This is a genomic window from Psychrobacter fozii (assembly GCF_003217155.1).
GTDB classification, from domain to species: domain Bacteria; phylum Pseudomonadota; class Gammaproteobacteria; order Pseudomonadales; family Moraxellaceae; genus Psychrobacter; species Psychrobacter fozii.
Map to the genome: position 1 here is coordinate 138,750 of NZ_QJSU01000008.1, position 21,952 is coordinate 160,701.

Here is a 21,952-nt window from a genome sequence, read left to right on the forward strand (position 1 = left end):
TCTGGCTCCTTTTAGTATTTATAAGCGTCAGGCTTGAATGGGCCTTCGACTGATACACCCAAGTACTCCGCTTGCTTTTCAGTCAGTTTGGTTAAGGTACCGTTAAAGCCTGCGACCATAGCGGCTGCTACTTCTTCGTCTAGCTTTTTCGGTAGCACTTTTACGTATAAGTTGTCAGTACGCTTATCTGTTGGCAATTCTGCAAACTTTTCTTCAAACAAGTACATTTGCGCCAATACTTGGTTAGCAAATGAGCCGTCCATCACGCGTGATGGGTGACCAGTCGCGTTACCTAGGTTCACTAGACGACCTTCAGCAAGCAAAATCAAATAATCATTTTCGTCGTCTGAACGGAAGATTTGATGTACTTGTGGTTTGATCTCAACCCAGCGCCAGTTATCACGCATGAATTGGGTGTCGATTTCGGTGTCAAAGTGACCGATGTTACATACAACAGCACCAGGCTTAAGGGCTGCTAGCATATGTCTGTCACATACATGGTAGTTACCAGTGGTGGTAACGATCATGTCAGTGTCTTCAAGCAGACGCGTATTGATGTTTTCTGCGCCGCCAGTGTTATCACCATTGATGTAAGGCGATAATACTTCAAAGCCGTCCATACATGCCTGCATGGCACAGATAGGATCAACTTCTGATACACGTACGATCATGCCTTCTTGACGTAAGCTCTGTGTAGAGCCTTTGCCCACATCGCCATAACCGATAACCAAAGCGCGGCGACCAGCAAGGAACATGTCGGTAGCACGTTTGATAGCATCATTTAAGCTATGACGGCAGCCGTATTTATTGTCGTTTTTAGACTTAGTAACCGCATCGTTAACATTGATAGCTGGTACTTTAAGTGTGCCTTTGCTAAGCATGTCGACTAAGCGATGCACACCAGTGGTGGTCTCTTCTGAGATACCATGGATGCTATCAAGAAGCTCAGCATAGTCATTATGAATCAACGCAGTTAAATCACCGCCGTCATCTAAGATTAAGTTAGCATCCCAAAGCTGACCTGATGCTTCGCCGCCTACGTGTACTTGCTGACGTAAGCACCACTCGTACTCTTCTTCTGTTTCGCCTTTCCAAGCATAAACAGAGATACCAGCAGCAGCAATCGCAGCAGCAGCATGGTCTTGAGTTGAGAAGATGTTACATGAGGTCCAACGTACTTCAGCACCTAACGCGACTAGTGTCTCGATCAGTACAGCAGTTTGAATGGTCATGTGGATACAGCCAGCGATTTTCGCGCCTTTAAGCGGCTGATCTGCTTCGTAGCGACGACGCAAACCCATTAGGGCAGGCATTTCAGCTTCGGCAAGGGTGATTTCACGGCGGCCGTAATCAGCAAGGCTAATGTCAGCGACTTTATAGTCAGTGAAAGAGGGGTCGATCGTATGGGCAGATGGGGTGTTAGACACTGCGTCCATAATATGCTCCTATCAGTGGTTAAGGTATGATAAAAAGAATAAAAACGCAGGTGCCGTTATTTGCGCTGTGAGCGACCAAAATAGGACGTTCGACAGTTAACCGAGCCTAACACAACCTATGATTTGCATGATTCTAGTCTCTCAATGCAATATTCATGGTCATGGCGCAACACCTCTCGGAGGGTGTCATTGTAATAGATGACAGGTGAAATGTCACCCATAAAAAAGACCATCAATCGATGGTCTCTTGTAACAACAGAACAAATAACCTTAGTACCAGTTATAGGTCAAAGAGGTGAAGAAGTTAGTGCCGTCAGTGTTATAGCCAATATCTGTTATATAACTTTCATTAGTGATGTTATTCAAACGTGCTGTCATAGATAAGTTGTCAGTCAGTTTGTAGTTACCACTGATATTCAGCAATCCATAATGGTTGACAGATTGCGCATCAGTATTGGTCAGCCTGCTGTAATAGTCACCCACATATTGATATTCAGCACGAATATCCAAACTTGGCAGACGGTATCCGACGTACACCAAACCTTTATGCTCAGGACGGTAGGGTAGGTAGTTGCCATCATTACTACCACCACTATTATCTTTGGCATCTTGATAGTCATAGCTACCACCAAGCAAGTAGCTGTCGATAACCCAGTCAGACGTTAACGAAAGCCCTTTAATTTTGGCCTCATCGACGTTTTGAGTAGCCCCTGCATAAGGGTTGTTAGGTGTAGGGCTTGCTACATAACTGATTAAATCTTCAACATCATTATAATAGCCAGTTAGGCGTGTAGACTGTAATGGCGTGATGTATTCAACAAAGGCTTCATAGTTGTCGCTGGTTTCAGGTTTTAGATCAGGATTACCGCCGTATCCAGGATATATATCATTGAAAGTAGGTGCGCGAAATCCTTTTGCATAGCTGGTACCAATACGCCAGTCAGGGCTAATATGGTAAGCGGCGCCTAGATTATAAGTAGTTTCGTCACCATATTGTGAGTTGTCATCATAGCGTAAGTTTGCTTGAGCATCGAATTGGTCGATATCAAATACATAACCAAAAAATGCACTGGTTACATCACGATCATCGATTTCATAGGCACTGCTGTCTAGGCTTTGGTTTAGATATTCGATCCCATAAAAGCCTTGACCGATAGAAAGCTGATGTTGACCTAGTAAACTTATTTGGTCTTGTTTGGTATCAAATACCCCGCCATATTGGCTAGAAGAGTCACTCTTATCAATCGAATGGCCATACTGTAGTTTCAATGAAGAGCCTGGCATATAGCGCCAGTCTACATAAGCTTGAGCGCTACCGTTTTCTTGGTCAGCATGCGCATTCTTATAATCACCATCATCAAAGTCGGTTGTTGACTTACTATATAACGCACTTGCGCCTGCTAGCCATTGATCGTTAATGCGTTGATTCAAAGCAATGCTAAAATTATTGCTTTCAAAGCTATCTTCATCTTTATTATAAGTTCCAACGTTTGAAGGTAAGGTGGCATTGATGCCATCTGACTCATTGTGGCTAGCTGACAAACTTAGCGTGGTGCCAGTAGTATTGGCAAGCTGTGCGCTAGCACCGTATAAGTATTGATCATTTGAGCCGATACCAGCGGTAACTGACATACTGCTTTGATCTACATTGCTACCTTTGGTGAATACCTGAATGACACCGCCCATCGCATCTGCACCATAAATACTAGAGCCCGAGGCACCATATAAAATCTCGATACGGTCAATTTGGTCGGCAGGCAATAAGTTAAGTGCCGCGCCACCATTACTAACAGAGCTATAGCGTACGCCGTCAATCAATACTAAGATTTGTTTGCTATCGTAACCGCGCATATAAAAGTTTGAGGTTGTACCCATGCCACCATCAGTATATTGACTGATACCAGGCTGCTGCTTAAGTACTTCAAGAACACTTTGACCTTGAAAGCGTTTTAAGTCTTCTTGATCAACCACACGAGTTTGGGCAATGGTATTGCTGACTTTAGTGGGCGTACGAGTTGCTGTCACCACAATTTCATCGAGTTCAACTTCTGGTAGTTCATTGTTGCTAGCGATAGTGCCATCAGTGGTGGCAGCTGTTGCATTCAAAGAAAATACACCAAGCGCGCTTAAAATACATAAGCGAAGATAGGCAGTTGAAGAAGATCGTGGTAAAAACATAGTCAGTTCCAAAGTAATCATATTAAAAAGTACAGAAATAAAAGGTAACGAGTCTGACGTTAAGCCTGTCAAAGGTTACAAAAAGATGTATATAAGCAAAACTACATACATTATCTACAATATGGCGAGCTTTATAAACTACTTTAACTTAATATTTTCTCAGGGTAAGCTGAACAAGATTCATGATGAGTTGCTAATAATTCATTTTGGTATCATTTCTATCGTTTAAAGAGAGGGTTTTTTATAAAGAATCCGAACAAAAGTAGCAAGAAATAGTGCAAGCTGTCACTGACAGAGAGAGCTACAAAAATGCGTAATCAAAAGCACTGCTGTTATAAATAATTGCTATCATAGTCAAGAATTCACGGTTGTCCGTTGTACTATCTATAAAGCTAAGAGGTTTGTTTTGTCTATCAAGTATCGTCTGATTCCCAGCACCGAGTTATCTTCACCATATTCCATGATTAAAATGCCATTACTCGCGATGGTGTTTTTACTTGTGTTGCTGTTGAGTTTGTTATGGCCAACTCATACCTTTGCAGCTGAGGCTAGTACACTTGGTGTGAGTGAAAGCAGTAGTGAAGAGTCAGTAGAATCATCACGCCCGGACTCATTCGGGCGAGATACACCAAGGAATACGGTGCAAGGGTTTATCAGCGCCCTGGGTGAAAATGACTACCTGCTGGCGAGTAACTATCTAAATTTATCGAAGTCTGACAATCCAACGACCATCGTACGGCAATTTAAGCAAGCGCTAGATGCAGGTGGCCGTTTTCAGCCGGATTTGCAGCTGAGCAATACGCCTGAGGGTAACCTCACTGATCAGCTACCACCAAATCAAGAAAATGTGGGTGCGATTAATATTGGTGAAAAAAGCGTGTCACTGATACTCGAAAAAGTTACGTCTGAGAGAAATGAAAAGTATTGGCAGTTTTCAAGCGATACGCTCAGCTCGATACCGGAAGTAATAGAGAACACTGAACCCACTTTGGTATCTCGCTATACCATTGATTCATTGGACGGCAAAAAGCTTTTCGGTTATCAGTTGGCTGATTTGGTCGCGGCGCTTGCCATGATCGTCAGTAGCTTTATATTGACTTATATCATGGTTTGGCTGTTGTATCATCTATTGAGAATCACTTATCCGCATGTACGCGGTGTGACATTGCCATTACCGGATAAGGTGATACTACCGCTTTCCGTGGTAATCATGGCACTGATACTGTCTGAGGTGATGGTATACGCTGGCGTATCAGTGACCCTGCGTGAGCCAGTCAATCGTTTCACGGAAATAGCTTCGTGGGTAGCGATAACATGGCTACTACTACGAGTCGTCGATGCCATATTCACTCGTGCGGTAAATTTGAGCTATAAGAAAAACTATACTGAGCGGGTCTCAATCTTAGGGCTGATGCGCAAAGTGGTTAAAGCGCTGCTGCTGATATTTGCTGTGATTGTCATCTTTGGTAATTTGGGTTTTGATTTGACCACAGGTATTGCTGCATTGGGTGTGGGTGGTTTGGCATTGGCATTGGGTGCGCAAAAGACCATCGAAAACTTAGTCGGTAGTGTCGTCGTCGTGGCAGATTCGCCAGTGCGAATCGGTGACTATTGTAAATTTGGCACTTATGAAGGTACGGTGATTGATATTGGTATTCGCTCATCGCGTGTGCGGACATTGACGCGTACGATCGTGACGGTACCGAACGGTGATTTTTCATCGATGCAGATTGAAAACTTTACTTCTCGTGATATGTTTCGTTTTTTCCATCATTTATATCTGAAGCGTACCGCTGATCTTGATGTGATTTTCAAAATGGTAAACGACTTGGATGAATTCATAAAAGAGCATGATTTAACCAACCCAGAGTGGAATCAGGTCAATATCTTAGAGCTGCGTCAAGATTGCTATGTCATTCAGTTGCAGGCTTATGTCAATGCTACTGGAATCATTGAATTCTATGACAAACAAAATACGTTATTTATCGATGTATTAAAGAAAGTCGCAAAATATAAAGTAGAACATGCATTGCCGACTCAGCAGCTTATCGTCAATCAAGCTGAGCTAGAAGATCACATTGATAATGAGGATCAAAACTATAATCAAGAAAGCAATAATCAAGCAAACAACAGCATTGAATCGGTAAAAGATGTATCAATTAGTAAGGATGCTAATGCTGGCAATGACAGTTCTGATGACTATACTGCTGTGGATTTAAATAAAGATAAAGGCAATAACAGTACTAATAGCGATGAAGCCCTCAATGAAAAAAAGAAGGCAACATTGAAAAGTAAGAAAGGCCAAACGCTCAAAGGACTCATACATAAAAGCCATGTATTAAAGAAAAGCAAGTTTAAGCATGTCAAAAAAAGACCTAGTTTTTCTATATGGAACCAATTTTAGAGTAAAGATTAAAGAGACCTTTGTAATGGTGTTAAATACAGAGTTTGTTATCAATAAGATTTAGACGATGGCATTACTCACTTTTTTTAATGCTAGGTCTTTATAAAGGCACTGCAGTTTTATTGCGTAATGTACCGTAATACGACCATAGTAACAGGCTGGCAGCGCTACGGTGCGGTGACCAGTCTTGGGTCAGGTTCTTTAATTGTTTCGGCGTCGGTCGCTCTGCCAAACCTAGCAACTCCATGGCCGCCACTTTGATGGCTAAGTCATCGACAGCGAATACGTCTGCGCGTTTTAAAGAAAACAACAAGTACATCTCAGCCGTCCAGCGACCAATACCAGTGACAGCAGTTAGCGTAAGTATGACATCTTCATCTAACATGGTTGTTAATGCATTAAAGTCTATATCGTGCTCGACCAATGAGCGGATATAACGAGTTTTTTGTTTAGACAGTCCTTGTGCTCGCAAAGTCTCATCTGTTGCCTCAACGATTGCATTCGGTGTCGTCAAGCCTGCATCAACCAACCGTTGCCAAATGCTGGCTGCGGCAGCGACAGATAACTGCTGACCAACCATTGCTCTCATCAGCTGCTCAAATCCACCTGTATTGTGTCTAAGGCTTGGCGTGCCAACTTGCTTATGGACAGGCTCAAATCGTGGTTCGATAGCAATCAAAGCAGTGATATGCTCATTTATTGCTTCAAGATTTTCAATTGTTTGTATGCTCATGATAGATTCACTCTAATAAAAATTGTGCATGAAAGTCATATGGCTGTGTGCTTACAGCTTGCTACTATAGAAATAGACGATTTATTTATATAAAAAAGGACTGCTATTTGCAGTCCTTTTTATTTCTAATACTGAGCTAACAATAATAATTATTCGCCATCAGCTTTAGGCTTTTTGAGCAATACCAATACTGCACCATTACCGCCATCTTTAGGCGGGGCAGAGCAGAAAGCTAAGACTTCTGGTAATTGACGTAACCAACCGTTCACACACGTCTTTAGAATGGCCTCAGAGCCTTTACCATGGACTATTTTTACCATCGTCTCATTTTTCTGCTTCGCTTGACTCAGCAATTGCGTCATAGCGTCACGAGCTTCTTCTATCGTGCAACCATGAATATCTACAGCATCATACCAACGTAGCTTGCCTTTCTTAAGTTGATCAAAGATCTTGTTTTGCAAGGTTGGCTGTTTGTACGATAAAAATGCTTCAGCAGCGACAGGGTTGAGCAGTGCTTGCATATCCGACAAGCCTGCACCCAAGTCACTGGCTTCACTACCTTGAGCAGCTGCACGTTTAGACAGTGTGGTTGCATCAGGTTTGCCCGCTTTTGCTGCATTGGCAGGTGAGCGGACGTTTTTATTGTCAAGCTGATTGACACCATGCATGGCTTGCATAAACAGCACTTTATCATCATCAACATGTTCGCTGTTCATTTGCTTAACAGTCTTATTGACTTGCTTTTGCGTGGGTAATGAAACAGGTTCTGTTGGCTTTTGATCCTCACCTTCAGGTGACGTGGTATCACGCCCTTTGCTTAGTTGGCCTTTTAGCTCTTTAAGTTGGTCTTGCATTTCTTTTGAAAATAGAGAATTTGACATAAAAGTTAATGTATCGTTGGTTGATGAATGAATGACTTAATAGTCTATATCGTCGCTGGTTTTATACTAATATAAGCTTACGAGTCGTATCGTAGCCTAAGCTATTTTAGTTACTTTACTCGTCTGCTGCGACGCCCGCAAGTAAGGATTGTAACGCTTGTCCAGGATGATCGGTTTTCATAAACTGCTCACCAATTAAAAAGTGCTGAATATCATGGCTTAACATCAAACGAATATCATCACTGCTATGAATGCCACTCTCGGTGACGACAAGCGGTTTAAGGGTTGTATTGTCTACCACTAATGCTTCGATCAAAATATTTTTTAGATCTAATGTGGTTTGTAGATCGACGTCAAAAGTATTTAAGTCGCGATTGTTAATGCCATAAATATTGTGTGCTGAGCGTGGCAATGTTAGTGCACGATCAAGCTCAGATTTGGTATGTATCTCTATCAATACATCCATACCTAACTCGATACTCAGTGCATGCAGCTCGTGTACTTGCGTGTCATCAAGGCAAGCCATGATAAGTAATATACAGTCTGCACCCATCAGATAAGATTGATAGATTTGGTATACATCCACCATAAAGTCTTTGCGCAATATTGGTAGGCTTGCAGCATTAGCCGCTTGAAGAAGATAGCTGTCATCGCCTTGAAAATAATCACGATCAGTCAATACTGATAAGCAGCTGGCACCAGCTTGCTCATATTGCTGGGCAAATAATGCCGGTGCAAAGTTATGATTGATGATGCCTTTAGATGGTGATGCTTTTTTGATTTCAGCAATGATACCGACACTGTTTTTGTTCGTACTGGCCGCTCGTAAAGCGGCAGCAAAGCCTCGGCGTGGTTTATTATCAGCTGCGACTTGCGATTGTAAATCCTCAAGAGAAAGGTTTTCACGCGCGGCTTTTACTTCTTCTATTTTGGTTGCGACAATGCGCTGCAATACTGAGGGTATGTCTGAGTGAGTTGTGGTCATACGGGTATCCGAATAATATTAAATGTAAATATAGTCAAAGAATTACTAAACGGCTACGGCGTTACTCTTCCTAGATGTACGACTTGTACAATCTGCAGTCGGCTGCCTTGTATCCGTTTTAGACTTCTTTGTCTATAGACAGTGGTGGCAAATTTTGCACCATATGAATGCTTGTAAGTTAACCCTGAGCCACTAATTGCTGTGTGTAGTTGGCCAGAGACTCAAGCTTGAGCAACGCATCACCATTTTGGATGGCTTTTTGCGCTTGGCTCACACCATTAGCGTAGTTGCTGGCAAGTCCTGCCGTATATATTGCCGCACCTGCATTTAGTGCAATCATATCACGCGCCTTAAGTACAGAGCGGTCATGAGTGTCGGCTCCAGATAGGGCAGCGCGAATCAGCTCCAGACTTTGCGCTGGAGAGTTGACATCGAGACCGATCAGGGTCTGCGATTCAATGCCTGCATCTTCTGGCATCATCTCGTAAACAGATATCTCGCCATCTTTTAATTCAGCGACAGTAGTTGAAGTAGCAAGGCTAATTTCATCCAAGCCGTCTTTTGCGCCCACAACCATCACATGACGAGCGCCCAAGTTTTTCATGACGTTGGCGATAGGCTCACACAGTTGGGCAGTGAAAACGCCAATGACCAGATTGGGCGTGCTAGCAGGATTGGTTAATGGCCCTAAGATATTGAAAATAGTACGCGCTTTGAGCTCGCGGCGGACGGGTATGGCATAGCGCATGGCACTGTGATGATTGGGTGCGAACAGAAAGCCGATACCTTGGTTTTCGATACAGTTTTGTGCTTGTTCAGGTGTGAGCGCAAGGCTAATACCCGCTTGTTCGAGTAAGTCTGAGCTACCCGATTTGCTAGACACGCCGCGGTTGCCGTGTTTGGCAACTTGCGCGCCAGCCGCTGCTGCCACAAGAGCAGAGGCGGTAGACACGTTGAATAAATTAGCGCCATCGCCACCAGTACCAACGATGTCTACTAAGTGATCACAGTTCTTTGGTTCGATATTAGAAGCCAAGGCACGCATGGCACTGGCCGATGCAGTAATCTCATCGATTGATTCACCTTTCATACGCAAGCCAGTCAAAATAGCGCCCATCATGGCGTCGCTACATCTGCCTTGCATGATGATCAGCATTACTTGATACATCTCATCAAAGGTTAAATCAATGTGCTGAAAAATTCTTTCTAACGATGCCGTCAGTAACTTATGAATATCTGCATCAGACAATTGAGCAATACTATCTGGAGTGTGATTACCCTCTATTTTTGTTGTACTCATTATATTCTCGCTTACTATTTTTATAAGTTTGTTTTAGATTAAGTTGGTTTCAAATTTAATATTATAGATATTTTAGATTTATTTTTTAACGATACTTAGCCGACTTGTGGTAACTCGTTCGAGGCCAGTACGGCCAAATTATGTGTTTGCAAAAAGTTATTGAGCAACTGATAACCGGCCTCGCTCAAAATAGACTCAGGATGGAATTGCACCCCTTCGATGGCCAAATTTTTATGGCGAATGCCCATAATTTCCTCAATGCTACCATCGGCATACTGTGTCCATGCGGTCAGCTCAAGACAATCGGGCAGGCTGCGTTTGTCAATGACGAGCGAGTGGTAACGGGTGACCTGTGATGGATTAGGCAATCCAGAAAACACACCTTGACCGTTATGGTAGACGGCCGATAGCCGACCATGCATGACTTCACCAGCTTTGATGACTTGACCACCAAAGGCTTGTCCAATGGCCTGATGACCCAAGCAAATACCCAATATCGGTATGATACCTTTGAATGTTTCGATAACTGCTAGAGAGATACCCGCTCGATCAGGATCACATGGGCCAGGACCGATGACAATCACATCTGGTGCAAGGGTTTGAATTTGTTCAATGGTAGCCTGATCATTACGCCAGACGGTGATGTCCTGCTGTAATTCACCGAAGTACTGTACGATATTGTACGTAAAGCTGTCGTAATTATCGATCATCAAAATCATTGGATTTTCAACTTATGGATGTGATTATGTTTTTTAGACTTATATTTATCTATAGTGGTTCTTGGTTCTTGGTTCTTGGTTCTTGATTCAAGTAATTTTTGACGCAAGTGCTTCTGTATTCATACGTTTGTCAGGCGTGGTTATCTTACCATTATTTTGTGGTCTATCAAATGTAAGGTACAGGCTATCCAAGTAAGTCATGCGTAAAAATTATTTTACCTCACAATACTTTTGACAAAATATTTGTGATGAATCTTTGGTTTTGGATTGTTTGATATTTTTTAATTGTAGGGCGTGCACTAAAAAAGAACATTGTTCGTTAATGGTGCAGTTATTTAGCACTGAAAGAGTGCAATAATATGATGTTCTATACCTGTAAATGAGAAATAATAGCCGTGTGGATCGTTGATAGGCTATGCTTGATAAAGAATAAATCATGTTATAGGTAATTGTAATAATTGCGAATTAAGTTGATGGAGATTGTCTAAAATATTATTATTTTTATAAGTTGGCACAGCGTTTGCACCACTACTTTCATGATTATTTATGGCTGAAAATTGATTCAAAAATAATTATTAATAAGTGCCGGAAGAATTTACTATTGTGAGTTATATGTTGTTAGAATGAAAAATAAGCATTAAAAGGATGTCTTGACTAAAGACATTGACAGTGCTGATAATAAGCATAATATTGAAGGCGCTATTTAGTATTAAGAACACAGCTGATATTCTTGAACCAGTAAATTGCATCAGTCACCTTAAATCGCAATAACGTGATCAACACAACGGAGATTATTTATGTCGAACAAATTACTAGACCTTATCAAATCAACAAATGCTAAATGGGTTGACTTTCGTTTTACCGATACCCGTGGTAAAGAACAACATATCAGCTTTCCTTCACATACCATTGACGAAGAAGTAATGGAAGACGGCAAGATGTTTGATGGTTCATCTATTGCTGGCTGGAAAGGTATTGAAGCCTCAGATATGATCTTGCGCCCAGATCCAGAAACCGCTTTTGTTGACCCGTTCTTTGATTCAGTTACCGTTGTCGTTACTTGTGACATTATCGAGCCATCAACGCTACAAGGCTATGATCGTGACCCACGCTCTATCGCACGCCGTGCTGAAGAGTACTTAAAGTCTACTGGCATTGGTGATACTGCTTATTTTGGTCCTGAGCCTGAATTCTTTATCTTTGATGACGTGAAGTGGTCAATTGATATGTCTGGTGTTAGCCATAAAATCACTGCTGAAGAAGCAGCATGGTCAACAGGCGAGACGTATGAGTGGGGCAACATGGCGCATCGTCCACGTGTCAAAGGCGGCTATTTCCCAGTACCACCTATCGATAGCTCACAAGACATGCGTTCAATCATGTGTGAGCGTATCGAAGACATCGTTGGTGCAGGTAGCGTTGAAGTACATCATCACGAAGTAGCATCTTGCCAGTCTGAAATTGGCGTAGCATTCAACACGATGGTACGTAAGGCAGATGAAGTTCAACAGTTGAAATATGTGGTACATAACGTTGCGCATCAGTTTGGCAAAACAGCAACCTTTATGCCTAAGCCAATCGTTGGTGACAACGGTTCAGGTATGCACGTGCATATGTCTATCGCTAAAGATGGCGTAAACACTTTCGCTGGTGATGAATACGCTGGTTTGTCTGAAACAGCTTTGTTCTTCGTTGGTGGTATCATCAAGCATGCTCGTGCTTTGAACGCGATTACCAACCCATCGACCAACAGCTATAAGCGCCTAGTACCACATTATGAAGCGCCTATTAAACTTGCTTACTCAGCATCTAACCGTTCAGCGTCTATCCGTATTCCACACGTGAGCAGCCCTAAAGCAGTACGTGTAGAAGCCCGTTTCCCTGATCCAACAGCGAACCCTTACTTAGCATTTGCTGCATTATTGATGGCCGGCCTTGACGGTATCCAAAACAAAATGCATCCAGGCGAAGCTGCGGACAAAAACTTGTATGACTTGCCACCAGAAGAAGAAGCACAAATCCCAACGGTTGCAGAGAGCTTAGATGTAGCACTACAAGCATTGCGTGACGATCATGACTTCTTATTAAAAGGCGATGTGTTCACTGAAGACATGCTAGAAGCGTTTATCGCATTGAAAGAAGAAGAAGTACAGCGTCTGAACGTAACTGTACACCCTGTTGAATTTGACATGTACTACAGCTGCTAATTAGTCGCTAAAGCACTCAGTTATTTTGAGTCAAAAAAACCAGCTAAGGTTAACTTAGCTGGTTTTTTTTGTGGAATTTAAACTAGGGCGTGTCTTTAATTCACTCGATAGTCATCTAAATGGGCTGAAAATGGCTAAATCTTGCCAAACATCATCAAATAGCTGGTTAATATCCCGATATTATCTGCGCTATTTTCCTTGTTTGACGGCAATTTATCTCATTTTTATCACCATTTTTGAAATGAAGACACGCCCTAATAATTATCTCAAAATAAGAGATTAATACCAAACCCAAAAAATACGATTAGCTGTGTCAAACTCGTTTAGTCTACAATGCGTAGTACTTGCACTTGTTTTCCTTGCCACTCTAATTTTTGTGAATGTTATAAGAATGAATAATCGATAATAAATACTGGTCGTAACGCTCAATGTTTCAAAATCAGCCATCATAATTATAACAACAGGCACTACCATGAAGCTTTCAACGTTAAGCTCTTTAGTAATAATAACCTTGTTACTGTTTCAAATAAGTTGTATGCAACAAAAAAAGCAAGACCTCTATAAAGAGGGCGACATCGTTATTTGGTTACTATGGGGTGAGATGATAATTAAGGCTGAAATAGGGGAGAGGCGAACTCATTCGCTTGAGAATCATTCTAAACGAGGAGAGTCTGAGTTCTATCGTCCACACGCAGAGCATTATCTCGGTCAGTTCCCCATTGATTATCAGCCCAAAGCATTCGACACCATTAGCGAAGAAGAAGCGCTAGCGATGCCAGTAACACCAATTATGCCAGGGCAAGCCTTGGAATTTAATCTAATGCTCAATGGCTCATGGGTACAGGCGTCGGACAGGAGTGTTGTGTCCGATGAAACGTTAGATCACCCTGATCAGGTGAAGGTTATTCTGAATACTACTTATGTAGAAGAAGATACCGAGAAATTCTTTAATAACCGACTAATGTCAGAATTAGATGCTGATTCTGCAGAAACAAATAATGGGATAACTTGCTATCAATTAAAAGGAAAATATTATGGTCATCAAAGATGCCTTGGTGACTCTTCAGGCCCCTTGATCTCAGGCTTTGCTATTTATATACCAAAAGATATGACAATGCGAATGAGCGTAGAATCTAAAGAATACATTTATGGCGGCGTAAAAGTTAACTGGTATGCTGATCGCAAAAACCTTGACCAAGCACAAGTGATTGATGCTGCCATTTGGCGATTATTAGATACTTGGAATATATCGTCGATAGAGTAAATACTGCGTACTTGAATCAGCCATCATAATTATAACAACAGGCACTACCATGAAGACTTCAACGTTAAGCTCTTTAGTAATAATAACCTTGTCACTGTTTCAAATAAGTTGTATGCAACAAGATAAAAAGCAAGATCCTTATAAAGAGGGCGATATCGTTACTTGGAAGATTAATGACCATCTTATTTTGAAGGCTGAAGTCGGAGAAAGGCGAGAGCATTTTGTCACACACAATGAACGAGTAGAAAGAGATTTTTATCGGCCACAGTCTGAGCGTTATATTGGTCAATTCCCTATTGATTATCAGCCCGCAAGTTTTGACAAGATAACTGAGTCAGAAGCAAGAGACATGCCTATCTCTAAAACGTCAGGCGGAGGGTATGAGTTTAATCTCATGCTCAACGGCTCATGGGTACAGGCTACAGATAACAGTGTTAATTCTAATGACACCTTAGATCATCCTGATCAGGTGAAGGTTGTCGTAAATAATTATTCTCTAGGGGGAAATACCAAGCAGTCTTTTGATAATTACTCAATGCTAGAGTTGGATGCTGATTCTGCAGAGACTAATAATGGGATGACTTGTTATCGTTTTAAGGGAAAGCATGATAATCAAAGAAGGTGCTTTGGTGAATCTACCAACCCTCTTGTTTCAGGCTTCTCTTACTATATCCCAACATTTAAGAATTATCCTGTAACTGTAGAGTCAAGAGAACCTATCTATAGCGGTATAGAAATCAACTGGTATACAGATCGTAAAAACCTTGACCAAGCACAAGCGATTGATACTGTGATATGGGATTTGATAGAAACGTGGAATATATCGCCAATAGAGTAAATACTGCGTACTTGAATCAGTCATTATAATTATAACAACAGGCACTGCTATGAAGCTTTCAATGTTTAATACTCAGATTGAAGACACGCCCTAGTGTTATTCGCTGAAAAATACCCCATAATGGTACTATCATATTTGTTAAATACGCGCACTTATTAGGTTGACTGACTATGCACTCACTCTCAAAACATTCCCGTTTGATTCAGACCGCCATGACCATACGCAGTCATACAAAAAATAAGATGTTGTTCACAGGCTTGCTAGTCTTCACAGCCAGTCTCTACGCCCCTTTAGCAAATGCCTCTGCTATTTACAAAGTCGTTGATGAAAAGACAGGTCAAGTGACCTTTACCGACCGTCCACAGAATTATGAGCAGCAAGCGGATAAGCAAGTCACTCAGACCAGCGTGATGACTAGAAGTGATACGCTTAACTCAAGTAACAATAGCAATACGAGTGGTCAGTCTAGCAGTACTGCGCAAGCTGCCAGCACAGAGACGACGATTACACCTGATGCTGATAGTTCAACCGTCAAAACCGCGGTCAATTATCAGCTTACGATCACTGAGCCTAGCGAAGAGCGTGCTTATCGTCGTCCAGCGCAAAATATCGCTGTAAATGTACAAGTAAAGCCATCTTTACAAGCAGGCGATAACGTGAGTATTTACTTGGATGGTAATGAGGTGGCGCAGGGTCTTAATGCTTCCATCCCAACGGTAGATATTTTACCGGGATCGCACAGTATCACGGCAGTTGTGACCAATGAGAAAGGTAAAACCCTACAACAAGTAGCACGAACCGTTTATGTCATCCAAAACAATACAACCTTGCAAGATAATAAAAGAAAGGCAGAGCAGCTGTTGGCTTATCAGAACCTATCGTTGTACCAAAAACTATTATTAAAGTTACGTCAAAGTGATTAGAGCTTGTCTTATTGATGAATGATGAATAACGACAGCATAAATAACAGCTTAAGAAAAAAGGCAAGCACCCTAATGATGCTTGCCTTTTTAGTATGAATAGTTCAATTTATGAACGAACCAACTGCTGGTATAAGTTGATTTATTTAGTCAGCTCAATCGTACCATTTGCGGTCACTGAGATCGTACTGTTGCCAGACTCAAAGCTTTGGCTTGGTACTGACTCAAGTGAGTCTGATTTCATGCTCATGGCGCTATACATTGGACGCGGGTAGTTACTACCTGTATTTAGGTTGACGTTCACCACACGATAGCCGCGAGCACTCCATGCGCTAGTTAAGTTTTTAGCTTGTTGTTGAAACGCGCGAGAGGCATCTGTCATTAGCTTCTGTTCTAGCGCATCTTTTTTGGTGTCTGACACACCAAAGCTGAGATTTTCCATGACGAGCGTTTCTTGTAGATCAGCAATGAGCTGGCTGGTCGCGGCAAAGTCAGTACTCTTCAAATCTATATTGGCTTGTCCTGTCCAGCCTATGATTTTGTTGTTTTTATCATAACTAGGGTAAGTGCGCTGCTGTCCTGTGCTGACAGTGACGCTAGGGTAGCGTTTGGCGATTTTCATGGCATTGTTGATAGAGGTGTTGAGCGTGGTGGCCAATGCTTTTGAGTCAGTTGCCTGTGCTTTTTTGTATAAGCTGGCTCGTACTTCATCATTTTGCACTTCTTCTTTTACTTCTGTTTGAAAAGTAAGCTGGTCGTAGCCAGTTGGTTCTGCATGCGCGCTGCCCATCATAGCGGTTAGTAGAAGTGCAGAGCCAGTCGTTAGGGTTGCTTTGTTTAGTAGAGTGGTTTTCATTACTATCTCCTCAGTGAGTTATATCAATGATAAAGAGAGAAGCCATCATTAAACGCTGTCTCTCTCTATTAAAAGCAGTGCATTTTATTTGTTAGTTGCTATCCATCATGCTCAGCTTTATAGACTAACATAGCAAAATTCAGACGCGATGCTGTGATAATTTTGTCACCTAAGTTACTGATTTTTTTGCCTTACAAAAACAGTTTTACGATAGGGGTTGTAAAATTAAAAAAATCTTGTATAATTTGCAACTGGTGGCTCCATTGGTAGCCTCGCAACATTGTTCTATGAATCCCGCCAGGACCGGAAGGTAGCAACGGTAATAGTCACAGTGTGTGCCGAGGATGTGCTTTTGGAGTCGCTTTTTTTTGCCTAAAATTTGATAATTGGTTTTATAATCAGTCAAAAACACTCGTATTATGTATTAAGCCCTTCATTGTAAAGGGCTTTTTTTTGCGTGAATTTTATCCAATTTATATTTCGATTTCTTATTCAATTGCGAAGTTTCATTGATTAATATGAGTTAAAATACAATGTATTAACTTTTTAGTAATATTAGAGTGTGTTGAGTCTTCACCAATAGTCGCTGTTAGTGCCATGGTGGAGTATTCAACAGGCCTTAATGTCAATACGAAACGTTTTAGGATTTGATTATGAAGATGTTTGTCTGGCTGTTTATTGCCTTTGTGGTGTTAGTGGTTGTATTTGGGGTATCCATATTTAATAAATTGGTACGCGCCCGCAACCAAGCAAAAAATGGTTTTGCTCAGATCGATGTGCAGCTGAAACGCCGTCATGATTTGATTCCAAATCTCGTTGAGACGGCCAAGCGTTATTTGACGCATGAAGAAGAAACGCTTACTCGTGTCATCAGCGCGCGTAATCATGCCCAAAGCTTGCAGGACTCGAGTAAACATCAGCCAGACTCACTGGAACATATGGCATTATTTGCCAAAGCAGAGAGTATGCTGTCCAAAGCATTGGGACAATTTTCAGCTGTCGTCGAAGCATACCCTGAGCTAAAAGCAGACAGTATGATTAAAGAGTTGATGGATGAGCTGACCAATACGGAGAATCGGATTGGTTTTGCGCGTCAACACTATAATGATAGTGTGATGTTCTATAATAATGATCGCGAAGTATTCCCCAATAATCTGGTGAGCACTACTTTTGGCTTTCGCCCATTAAGTCAGTTGGTGTTTGAAGACAGAAAGGCGATTGCTCAAGCCCCTGTTGTCAATATGGGCTGATATTCACATGCGTTCGGCTATGTTTAGATAGTATAAAATTTAGACAACATAAAGTTTAGGTAAGACAAGTAGATGGATTTTTTTGGTGAACAGCGCACACGTACTCAGCGCAGTCTATTGCTCTATGGGCTATTTTTTCTCATTGTATTTGCGCATATGGCAGTGGCGCTCGGTGTCATGGCACTGTTGCTCACGTTATTTACGGGTGGTATTTATTATTGGGCATTAGTACTGGTCATTATCTGGACATTAGGTAGCTTCGCTGGTGGTAGTTTTTTAGAGTATCGTCGTCTAAAAGCGGGCGGTCGTGCTATTGCTCAGCGCGTAGGTGCTGTTAGATTGTTTATTGATCATAGCCAAGACGCTTGGGAGCACAGTCAGGGGATTGCTCATCAGCATGAGCCTATACAAAAGGTTCGCTATAGTGCACATCATATTGCGGTGCGTGATGAGCGTGATTTTCCACCAGTCTACCGTCGCTATTATGAAATTGCGCAGCAGCTGGCCATTGCATCAGGCTTGAGTATGCCTATTCTGTATGTGCTGCCTGATGAGCAGGGTATCAATGGTTTCGTGGCGGGTCGGCACAGTCAGGATATGGTGTTGGTCGTGACGCAAGGTGCACTGGATAAGTTGTCTGATGAGGCTTTGTACGGGCTCATCGGACATGAGTATGGTCACATCCTCCATGGCGATGCCACCTTCAATCTGCAGCTGATGGTAGTATTAGCAGGCTTGCAGATACTATATGACTGGAGCGATCCTATCGGTAATGGCAATTATTTTGATAATGCCGTCAATCAAAACCTCGATCTATCACAAAAGTCCATCGATAATCATGCTCGTAGTACCGAAGCGAAAACCGCAAGCTTTACCACTCATAGTGAGTGGGTGGCGTACTGGCAGAGCCAGTCGCAAAATCAACAGTCAACCGCAAAAATTCAGTCGAAATGGCTACAAAAAAAACTGGTAGTAGATCGCCAAGCGCCTCGTAGCGTTTGGACATTGTTGTTACATGGGTTGAGCTTTTCGAGCATGGCCAGTGCTCAGTTAATCAAACATAGCTTCAATCGTGAGCGTGAACTGCTTGCCGACGCGACCAGTGTGCAGTTGACGCGCTCTCCTGCGATTATGGAGACACTAAAAGCCATTCATCAAGATTCACTTGGTTCACGCTTGACAGGTATCACTGATATCAATGGACTCAGTCATTTTTTCTTTGCCAGTAGTGGCACAGACCTGGGGGATGTCTCTTGGTTTGCGACTCATCCCAGTTTGTCTGAGCGTATGGGTGCTATTAATGCCAATGCTTACCATAAGTTTGCCGTACAAGTTGCCAAAGAGAAACGCATCAACCAGCAAAAAATAAAAGAAATATATGAGCAGCGTCGACTTGGGGACGTGGAGAAAGTAAAAACAAATAGCCTAAGTAGTAATAAAAAAGAAAATACTGACAAACAATTACCCCACGCAGAGCTACTCTCTACTCAAGCATTGAATAATGGGGTAGAGGAAGAAGAAAAAGGGCTGGATTTCGTTGTAGCAGAGGATGTTGTCATTGATGGGCGGTTACAAATACAGCCACAAGATATGGATATCCATGAACGGTTAAAACCTTGGCAGGCAAAACCTGATAGCGATTTACCATCAGCAGCGCTGATTAGTATTAATGATATTGAAAAAGTCTCGCTGCCACAGTATGTGCTCAATCACAGTCACCACCCGTTAGGCGCACAGGCCTTGATTGAGGCGGTGATGCTATGCCATCAGGGTCAAGCTCTAGTAACGACAAGCACTTATGACTTGGCTGACATTTGGTACGAAGTTACTAACAAAAAAACCGATGATCATCGCCAAGCGCAAATACTACCGCATGCCATCGACCATAAATTGATAGAAACCGTAGCGAGTATTGATCGACGATTAGACAGTGCGCTAATCACAACTGTCATAAAAAATCTGAGTCAGCATAATTTATCCGAAAGCGTGATTGCAGAGCTACGTTTGAAGCATGAGAGCAGCCACAGCAATGAAAGCTATCAATATTATAGTCAGCAAAAAAAATGTCGTATGATGCTCATGCGCTATCAACAAGGTATCACTGAACTCTTTAATGGTCAGTTAACTGCTGACCTGAGTATAGACTTAGCGGATAAGATGACGGATAAAGATTTTCTTACGCATAGTATTCAGTCAGAATCAGCTGACGCCAAAAGTGGTACATCTTGGACGCCTTCTATTTTGTCACTATGGCAAGCGCTACATTTACAACAGCTGCTACCGATACTATCTACGGTGCTAAGTGATGAGCAGTCACATGTACGAAAATATGAGTCATGGCAGCACACATTGAGAGCTGGCACAAAGGGTATATATGCTCAACTTGATCCTTCAGGTCAAGTGTTTGCTCGACTGAACGATGTTAAGAGAACAATGCTGATTTTACTGGCATATCGTTTGTCAAAAGATGTCAAAGGCCAAATGACATCAGCGCTATATAGTTCAAAGCTTGATAGTTCAATACTTAACTATAACGATGCTAGTGTGGCCCACTATATCGTGGACTTGCGCCGCCATGCACGCTTGATTGATATTGCTTTAGCAGCCATTAGCGATGCCAATCTACAGTGGTTGCTGTTGATGGCACAAAACCTCAATAGTATTCAGCTATTGGCCTTGATAGAGAATGTGCCTGTGTGCATAGCCTCTACCGTTAAGTCGTCTGCAATAGCTGCCAAACGCAGTGATAATTATCAAGAGAGACAACAGAGCCTCAAGCAAATAGATTATAATGATACGACTGGTGAGAGTTACACCTACAATAATTATCAGCAATGGCTGAGTACATTGCATACAGTGATGTTACACGATACGATAGTCAGCCAAGATGAGTATGATTGCTTAATGCTGCTTTCAGAGCGCTGGTTAGGCGTTCGAAAGCTCTTTTGAATACTATGACTGAGTGATGTTACTGAGTGAAGTGCGTAAGCATTTTTTGACACGTATTGGGCTGGCCAGAAGTTGCATGATTTAAGTTGTTATTTGACATTTTTTAATACAGATATTCTGTAAACCCATCTTAGATGAGTAGGATAGTAAAGACGTATGAGTGACATTGCAGACCCGCTAATTGTATTGCAACATCGTATGCAGCAGCGCCAAATTTTAGCGATGATGGGTATCAATCAGTGGGTGCAGCCAGGCTCCGCCACTATCAATATGGCAGATATCTCTGCGCCTACTATTCCTGATTCTACAATTGATACGCCTACTCAGGCTGTGTCGTCTGTTACTAACACTGAACAACCAAGTATAGAGCAGCAAAGTAATAATGCCGCGAGCATCGAAATGTCAAATATAGCATTTGCTGATTCTGTATCAGCGGCCATCGATGATGACGCCACGCGCAATTATTACCATGATGCTAGTGATGTAGAGTTAAAATCACCTAATGAACAAAGCCCTGTCACTTATAGTTTTGATACCACTACTCCTGATGTGGCAGTTAGACCTCTCGTAGATAACATAGCTCAGCAAACTACTGCCGCTATCAAGCAGAGCCCTATTGCTCATATAAACAACGATGAGAGCTTTAAAAAAATAGCACCATTCGACTTGCAAGGCGGTCGTTATGGCGACTGGGTGGTTTTGGTTGATATCCAAGCACTCAACAATGACAGTCAAAAGCTATGGCAGAATATCACCCAAGCGTTATCAATCACTTGTGAGACCACCTCTTTTCCTATTTGTGAAGGAATGGATACCGCAGAGCTCGCCAATGCCAGTCTTGCTGGGTATGTCTTTAAAATTGGTCGCAGTGAAGAAATACAAGTGGTAGCATTGACTGAATTGCCTGAAGGGCTTGAGCATCCGACGCTTACGGCTGTGCCCACGTTAGATGAAATGCTCGCTGATAGCAGCTTAAAGCGCCAGCTGTGGGAAAAGTTATCTGGTTAAGCCAGCTGACCATTGGTGTGGTCA

General features: G+C 42.2%; 16 protein-coding genes and 1 other RNA gene. 9 read left to right on the forward strand and 8 right to left on the reverse strand.

The genetic code is table 11. The features are described 5' to 3' along the window. Positions 1 to 11: 11 nt before the first annotated feature. Both ahcY and DFP82_RS11230 read right to left on the reverse strand, forming a co-directional pair. On the reverse strand, positions 12 to 1,436 hold the full coding sequence (ahcY, locus tag DFP82_RS11225; protein WP_110923818.1) for an adenosylhomocysteinase: 1,425 nt from the start codon (positions 1,434 to 1,436) through the stop codon (positions 12 to 14). Positions 1,437 to 1,706: 270 nt separating this feature from the next. Then, complete coding sequence (locus DFP82_RS11230; protein WP_110923819.1) at positions 1,707 to 3,614, reverse strand: TonB-dependent receptor plug domain-containing protein; 1,908 nt, start codon at positions 3,612 to 3,614, stop codon at positions 1,707 to 1,709. A gap of 460 nt (positions 3,615 to 4,074) precedes the next feature. Between DFP82_RS11230 and DFP82_RS11235 the strand changes: the two genes are divergently transcribed. Continuing rightward, positions 4,075 to 6,018, forward strand: coding sequence for a mechanosensitive ion channel family protein (locus DFP82_RS11235; protein WP_110923863.1), 1,944 nt, complete (start codon positions 4,075 to 4,077; stop codon positions 6,016 to 6,018). Between the two features lie 100 nt (positions 6,019 to 6,118). Here DFP82_RS11235 and DFP82_RS11240 read toward each other — a convergent pair whose 3' ends face one another. From DFP82_RS11240 to DFP82_RS11260, 5 genes are all read right to left on the reverse strand, one after another. Continuing rightward, the gene (locus DFP82_RS11240) at positions 6,119 to 6,751 is read right to left on the reverse strand and encodes a DNA-3-methyladenine glycosylase family protein (protein ID WP_110923820.1); all 633 of its coding nucleotides are present in this window, start codon (positions 6,749 to 6,751) and stop codon (positions 6,119 to 6,121) included. 149 nt (positions 6,752 to 6,900) lie between these two features. Continuing rightward, positions 6,901 to 7,632, reverse strand: coding sequence for a Smr/MutS family protein (locus DFP82_RS11245; RefSeq protein WP_110923821.1), 732 nt, complete (start codon positions 7,630 to 7,632; stop codon positions 6,901 to 6,903). Between the two features lie 115 nt (positions 7,633 to 7,747). After that, positions 7,748 to 8,617: an indole-3-glycerol phosphate synthase TrpC gene (gene trpC, locus DFP82_RS11250; protein WP_110923822.1), complete on the reverse strand. Its 870-nt coding sequence runs from the start codon at positions 8,615 to 8,617 to the stop codon at positions 7,748 to 7,750. A gap of 178 nt (positions 8,618 to 8,795) precedes the next feature. Then, positions 8,796 to 9,917 carry an anthranilate phosphoribosyltransferase gene (trpD, locus tag DFP82_RS11255; RefSeq protein WP_110923823.1) on the reverse strand — a complete coding sequence of 374 codons (1,122 nt, stop codon included), beginning with the start codon at positions 9,915 to 9,917 and terminating at the stop codon, positions 8,796 to 8,798. 95 nt (positions 9,918 to 10,012) lie between these two features. Then, positions 10,013 to 10,636 carry an anthranilate synthase component II gene (locus DFP82_RS11260; protein WP_110923824.1) on the reverse strand — a complete coding sequence of 208 codons (624 nt, stop codon included), beginning with the start codon at positions 10,634 to 10,636 and terminating at the stop codon, positions 10,013 to 10,015. A 797-nt stretch (positions 10,637 to 11,433) separates the two neighbouring features. Here DFP82_RS11260 and glnA point away from each other — a divergent pair. From glnA to DFP82_RS11280, 4 genes are all read left to right on the forward strand, one after another. Beyond that, positions 11,434 to 12,843, forward strand: a complete 1,410-nt coding sequence (gene glnA / locus DFP82_RS11265; protein WP_110923825.1) for a type I glutamate--ammonia ligase — start codon at positions 11,434 to 11,436, stop codon at positions 12,841 to 12,843. Between the two features lie 472 nt (positions 12,844 to 13,315). After that, positions 13,316 to 14,107, forward strand: coding sequence for a hypothetical protein (locus tag DFP82_RS11270; protein WP_110923826.1), 792 nt, complete (start codon positions 13,316 to 13,318; stop codon positions 14,105 to 14,107). Positions 14,108 to 14,156: 49 nt separating this feature from the next. Further along, positions 14,157 to 14,945 carry a hypothetical protein gene (locus DFP82_RS11275; RefSeq protein WP_110923827.1) on the forward strand — a complete coding sequence of 263 codons (789 nt, stop codon included), beginning with the start codon at positions 14,157 to 14,159 and terminating at the stop codon, positions 14,943 to 14,945. A gap of 170 nt (positions 14,946 to 15,115) precedes the next feature. Next, positions 15,116 to 15,868 (forward strand): DUF4124 domain-containing protein, encoded by a 753-nt coding sequence (locus DFP82_RS11280; protein WP_245905712.1) that lies wholly within the window; start codon positions 15,116 to 15,118, stop codon positions 15,866 to 15,868. Positions 15,869 to 16,007: 139 nt separating this feature from the next. Here DFP82_RS11280 and DFP82_RS11285 read toward each other — a convergent pair whose 3' ends face one another. Further along, the gene (locus DFP82_RS11285) at positions 16,008 to 16,721 is read right to left on the reverse strand and encodes an SIMPL domain-containing protein (RefSeq protein ID WP_110923828.1); all 714 of its coding nucleotides are present in this window, start codon (positions 16,719 to 16,721) and stop codon (positions 16,008 to 16,010) included. Positions 16,722 to 16,982: 261 nt separating this feature from the next. On the opposite strand from DFP82_RS11285, the gene ffs reads away from it, so the two are divergent. The 4 genes from ffs (at position 16,983) to DFP82_RS11305 (ending at position 21,928) form a co-directional block, all read left to right on the forward strand. After that, positions 16,983 to 17,079, forward strand: an RNA gene (ffs, locus tag DFP82_RS11290) — signal recognition particle sRNA small type. A gap of 295 nt (positions 17,080 to 17,374) precedes the next feature. Continuing rightward, positions 17,375 to 17,971, forward strand: a complete 597-nt coding sequence (locus DFP82_RS11295; protein ID WP_110923829.1) for a LemA family protein — start codon at positions 17,375 to 17,377, stop codon at positions 17,969 to 17,971. A 72-nt stretch (positions 17,972 to 18,043) separates the two neighbouring features. Then, positions 18,044 to 20,920, forward strand: a complete 2,877-nt coding sequence (locus tag DFP82_RS11300; protein ID WP_110923830.1) for a M48 family metalloprotease — start codon at positions 18,044 to 18,046, stop codon at positions 20,918 to 20,920. 156 nt (positions 20,921 to 21,076) lie between these two features. Beyond that, entirely contained in the window at positions 21,077 to 21,928 is an 852-nt protein-coding gene (locus DFP82_RS11305) for a hypothetical protein (RefSeq protein WP_110923831.1), read from the forward strand. The last annotated feature ends 24 nt before the right edge of the window (positions 21,929 to 21,952 follow it).

Bases quoted from the DNA above. Each gene is read 5' to 3' on its own strand.
- DFP82_RS11275 (WP_110923827.1), top strand. From the start codon at position 14,157: ATGAAGACTTCAACGTTAAGCTCTTTAGTAATAATAACCTTGTCACTG.
- DFP82_RS11280 (WP_245905712.1), top strand. From the start codon at position 15,116: ATGCACTCACTCTCAAAACATTCCCGTTTGATTCAGACCGCCATGACC.
- DFP82_RS11270 (WP_110923826.1), top strand. From the start codon at position 13,316: ATGAAGCTTTCAACGTTAAGCTCTTTAGTAATAATAACCTTGTTACTG.
- DFP82_RS11245 (WP_110923821.1), bottom strand. From the start codon at position 7,632: ATGTCAAATTCTCTATTTTCAAAAGAAATGCAAGACCAACTTAAAGAG.
- DFP82_RS11235 (WP_110923863.1), top strand. From the start codon at position 4,075: ATGATTAAAATGCCATTACTCGCGATGGTGTTTTTACTTGTGTTGCTG.
- DFP82_RS11300 (WP_110923830.1), top strand. From the start codon at position 18,044: ATGGATTTTTTTGGTGAACAGCGCACACGTACTCAGCGCAGTCTATTG.
- DFP82_RS11285 (WP_110923828.1), bottom strand. From the start codon at position 16,721: ATGAAAACCACTCTACTAAACAAAGCAACCCTAACGACTGGCTCTGCA.
- DFP82_RS11295 (WP_110923829.1), top strand. From the start codon at position 17,375: ATGAAGATGTTTGTCTGGCTGTTTATTGCCTTTGTGGTGTTAGTGGTT.
- DFP82_RS11230 (WP_110923819.1), bottom strand. From the start codon at position 3,614: ATGTTTTTACCACGATCTTCTTCAACTGCCTATCTTCGCTTATGTATT.
- DFP82_RS11260 (WP_110923824.1), bottom strand. From the start codon at position 10,636: ATGATTTTGATGATCGATAATTACGACAGCTTTACGTACAATATCGTA.
- DFP82_RS11305 (WP_110923831.1), top strand. From the start codon at position 21,077: ATGAGTGACATTGCAGACCCGCTAATTGTATTGCAACATCGTATGCAG.
- ahcY (WP_110923818.1), bottom strand. From the start codon at position 1,436: ATGGACGCAGTGTCTAACACCCCATCTGCCCATACGATCGACCCCTCT.
- trpD (WP_110923823.1), bottom strand. From the start codon at position 9,917: ATGAGTACAACAAAAATAGAGGGTAATCACACTCCAGATAGTATTGCT.
- trpC (WP_110923822.1), bottom strand. From the start codon at position 8,617: ATGACCACAACTCACTCAGACATACCCTCAGTATTGCAGCGCATTGTC.
- glnA (WP_110923825.1), top strand. From the start codon at position 11,434: ATGTCGAACAAATTACTAGACCTTATCAAATCAACAAATGCTAAATGG.
- DFP82_RS11240 (WP_110923820.1), bottom strand. From the start codon at position 6,751: ATGAGCATACAAACAATTGAAAATCTTGAAGCAATAAATGAGCATATC.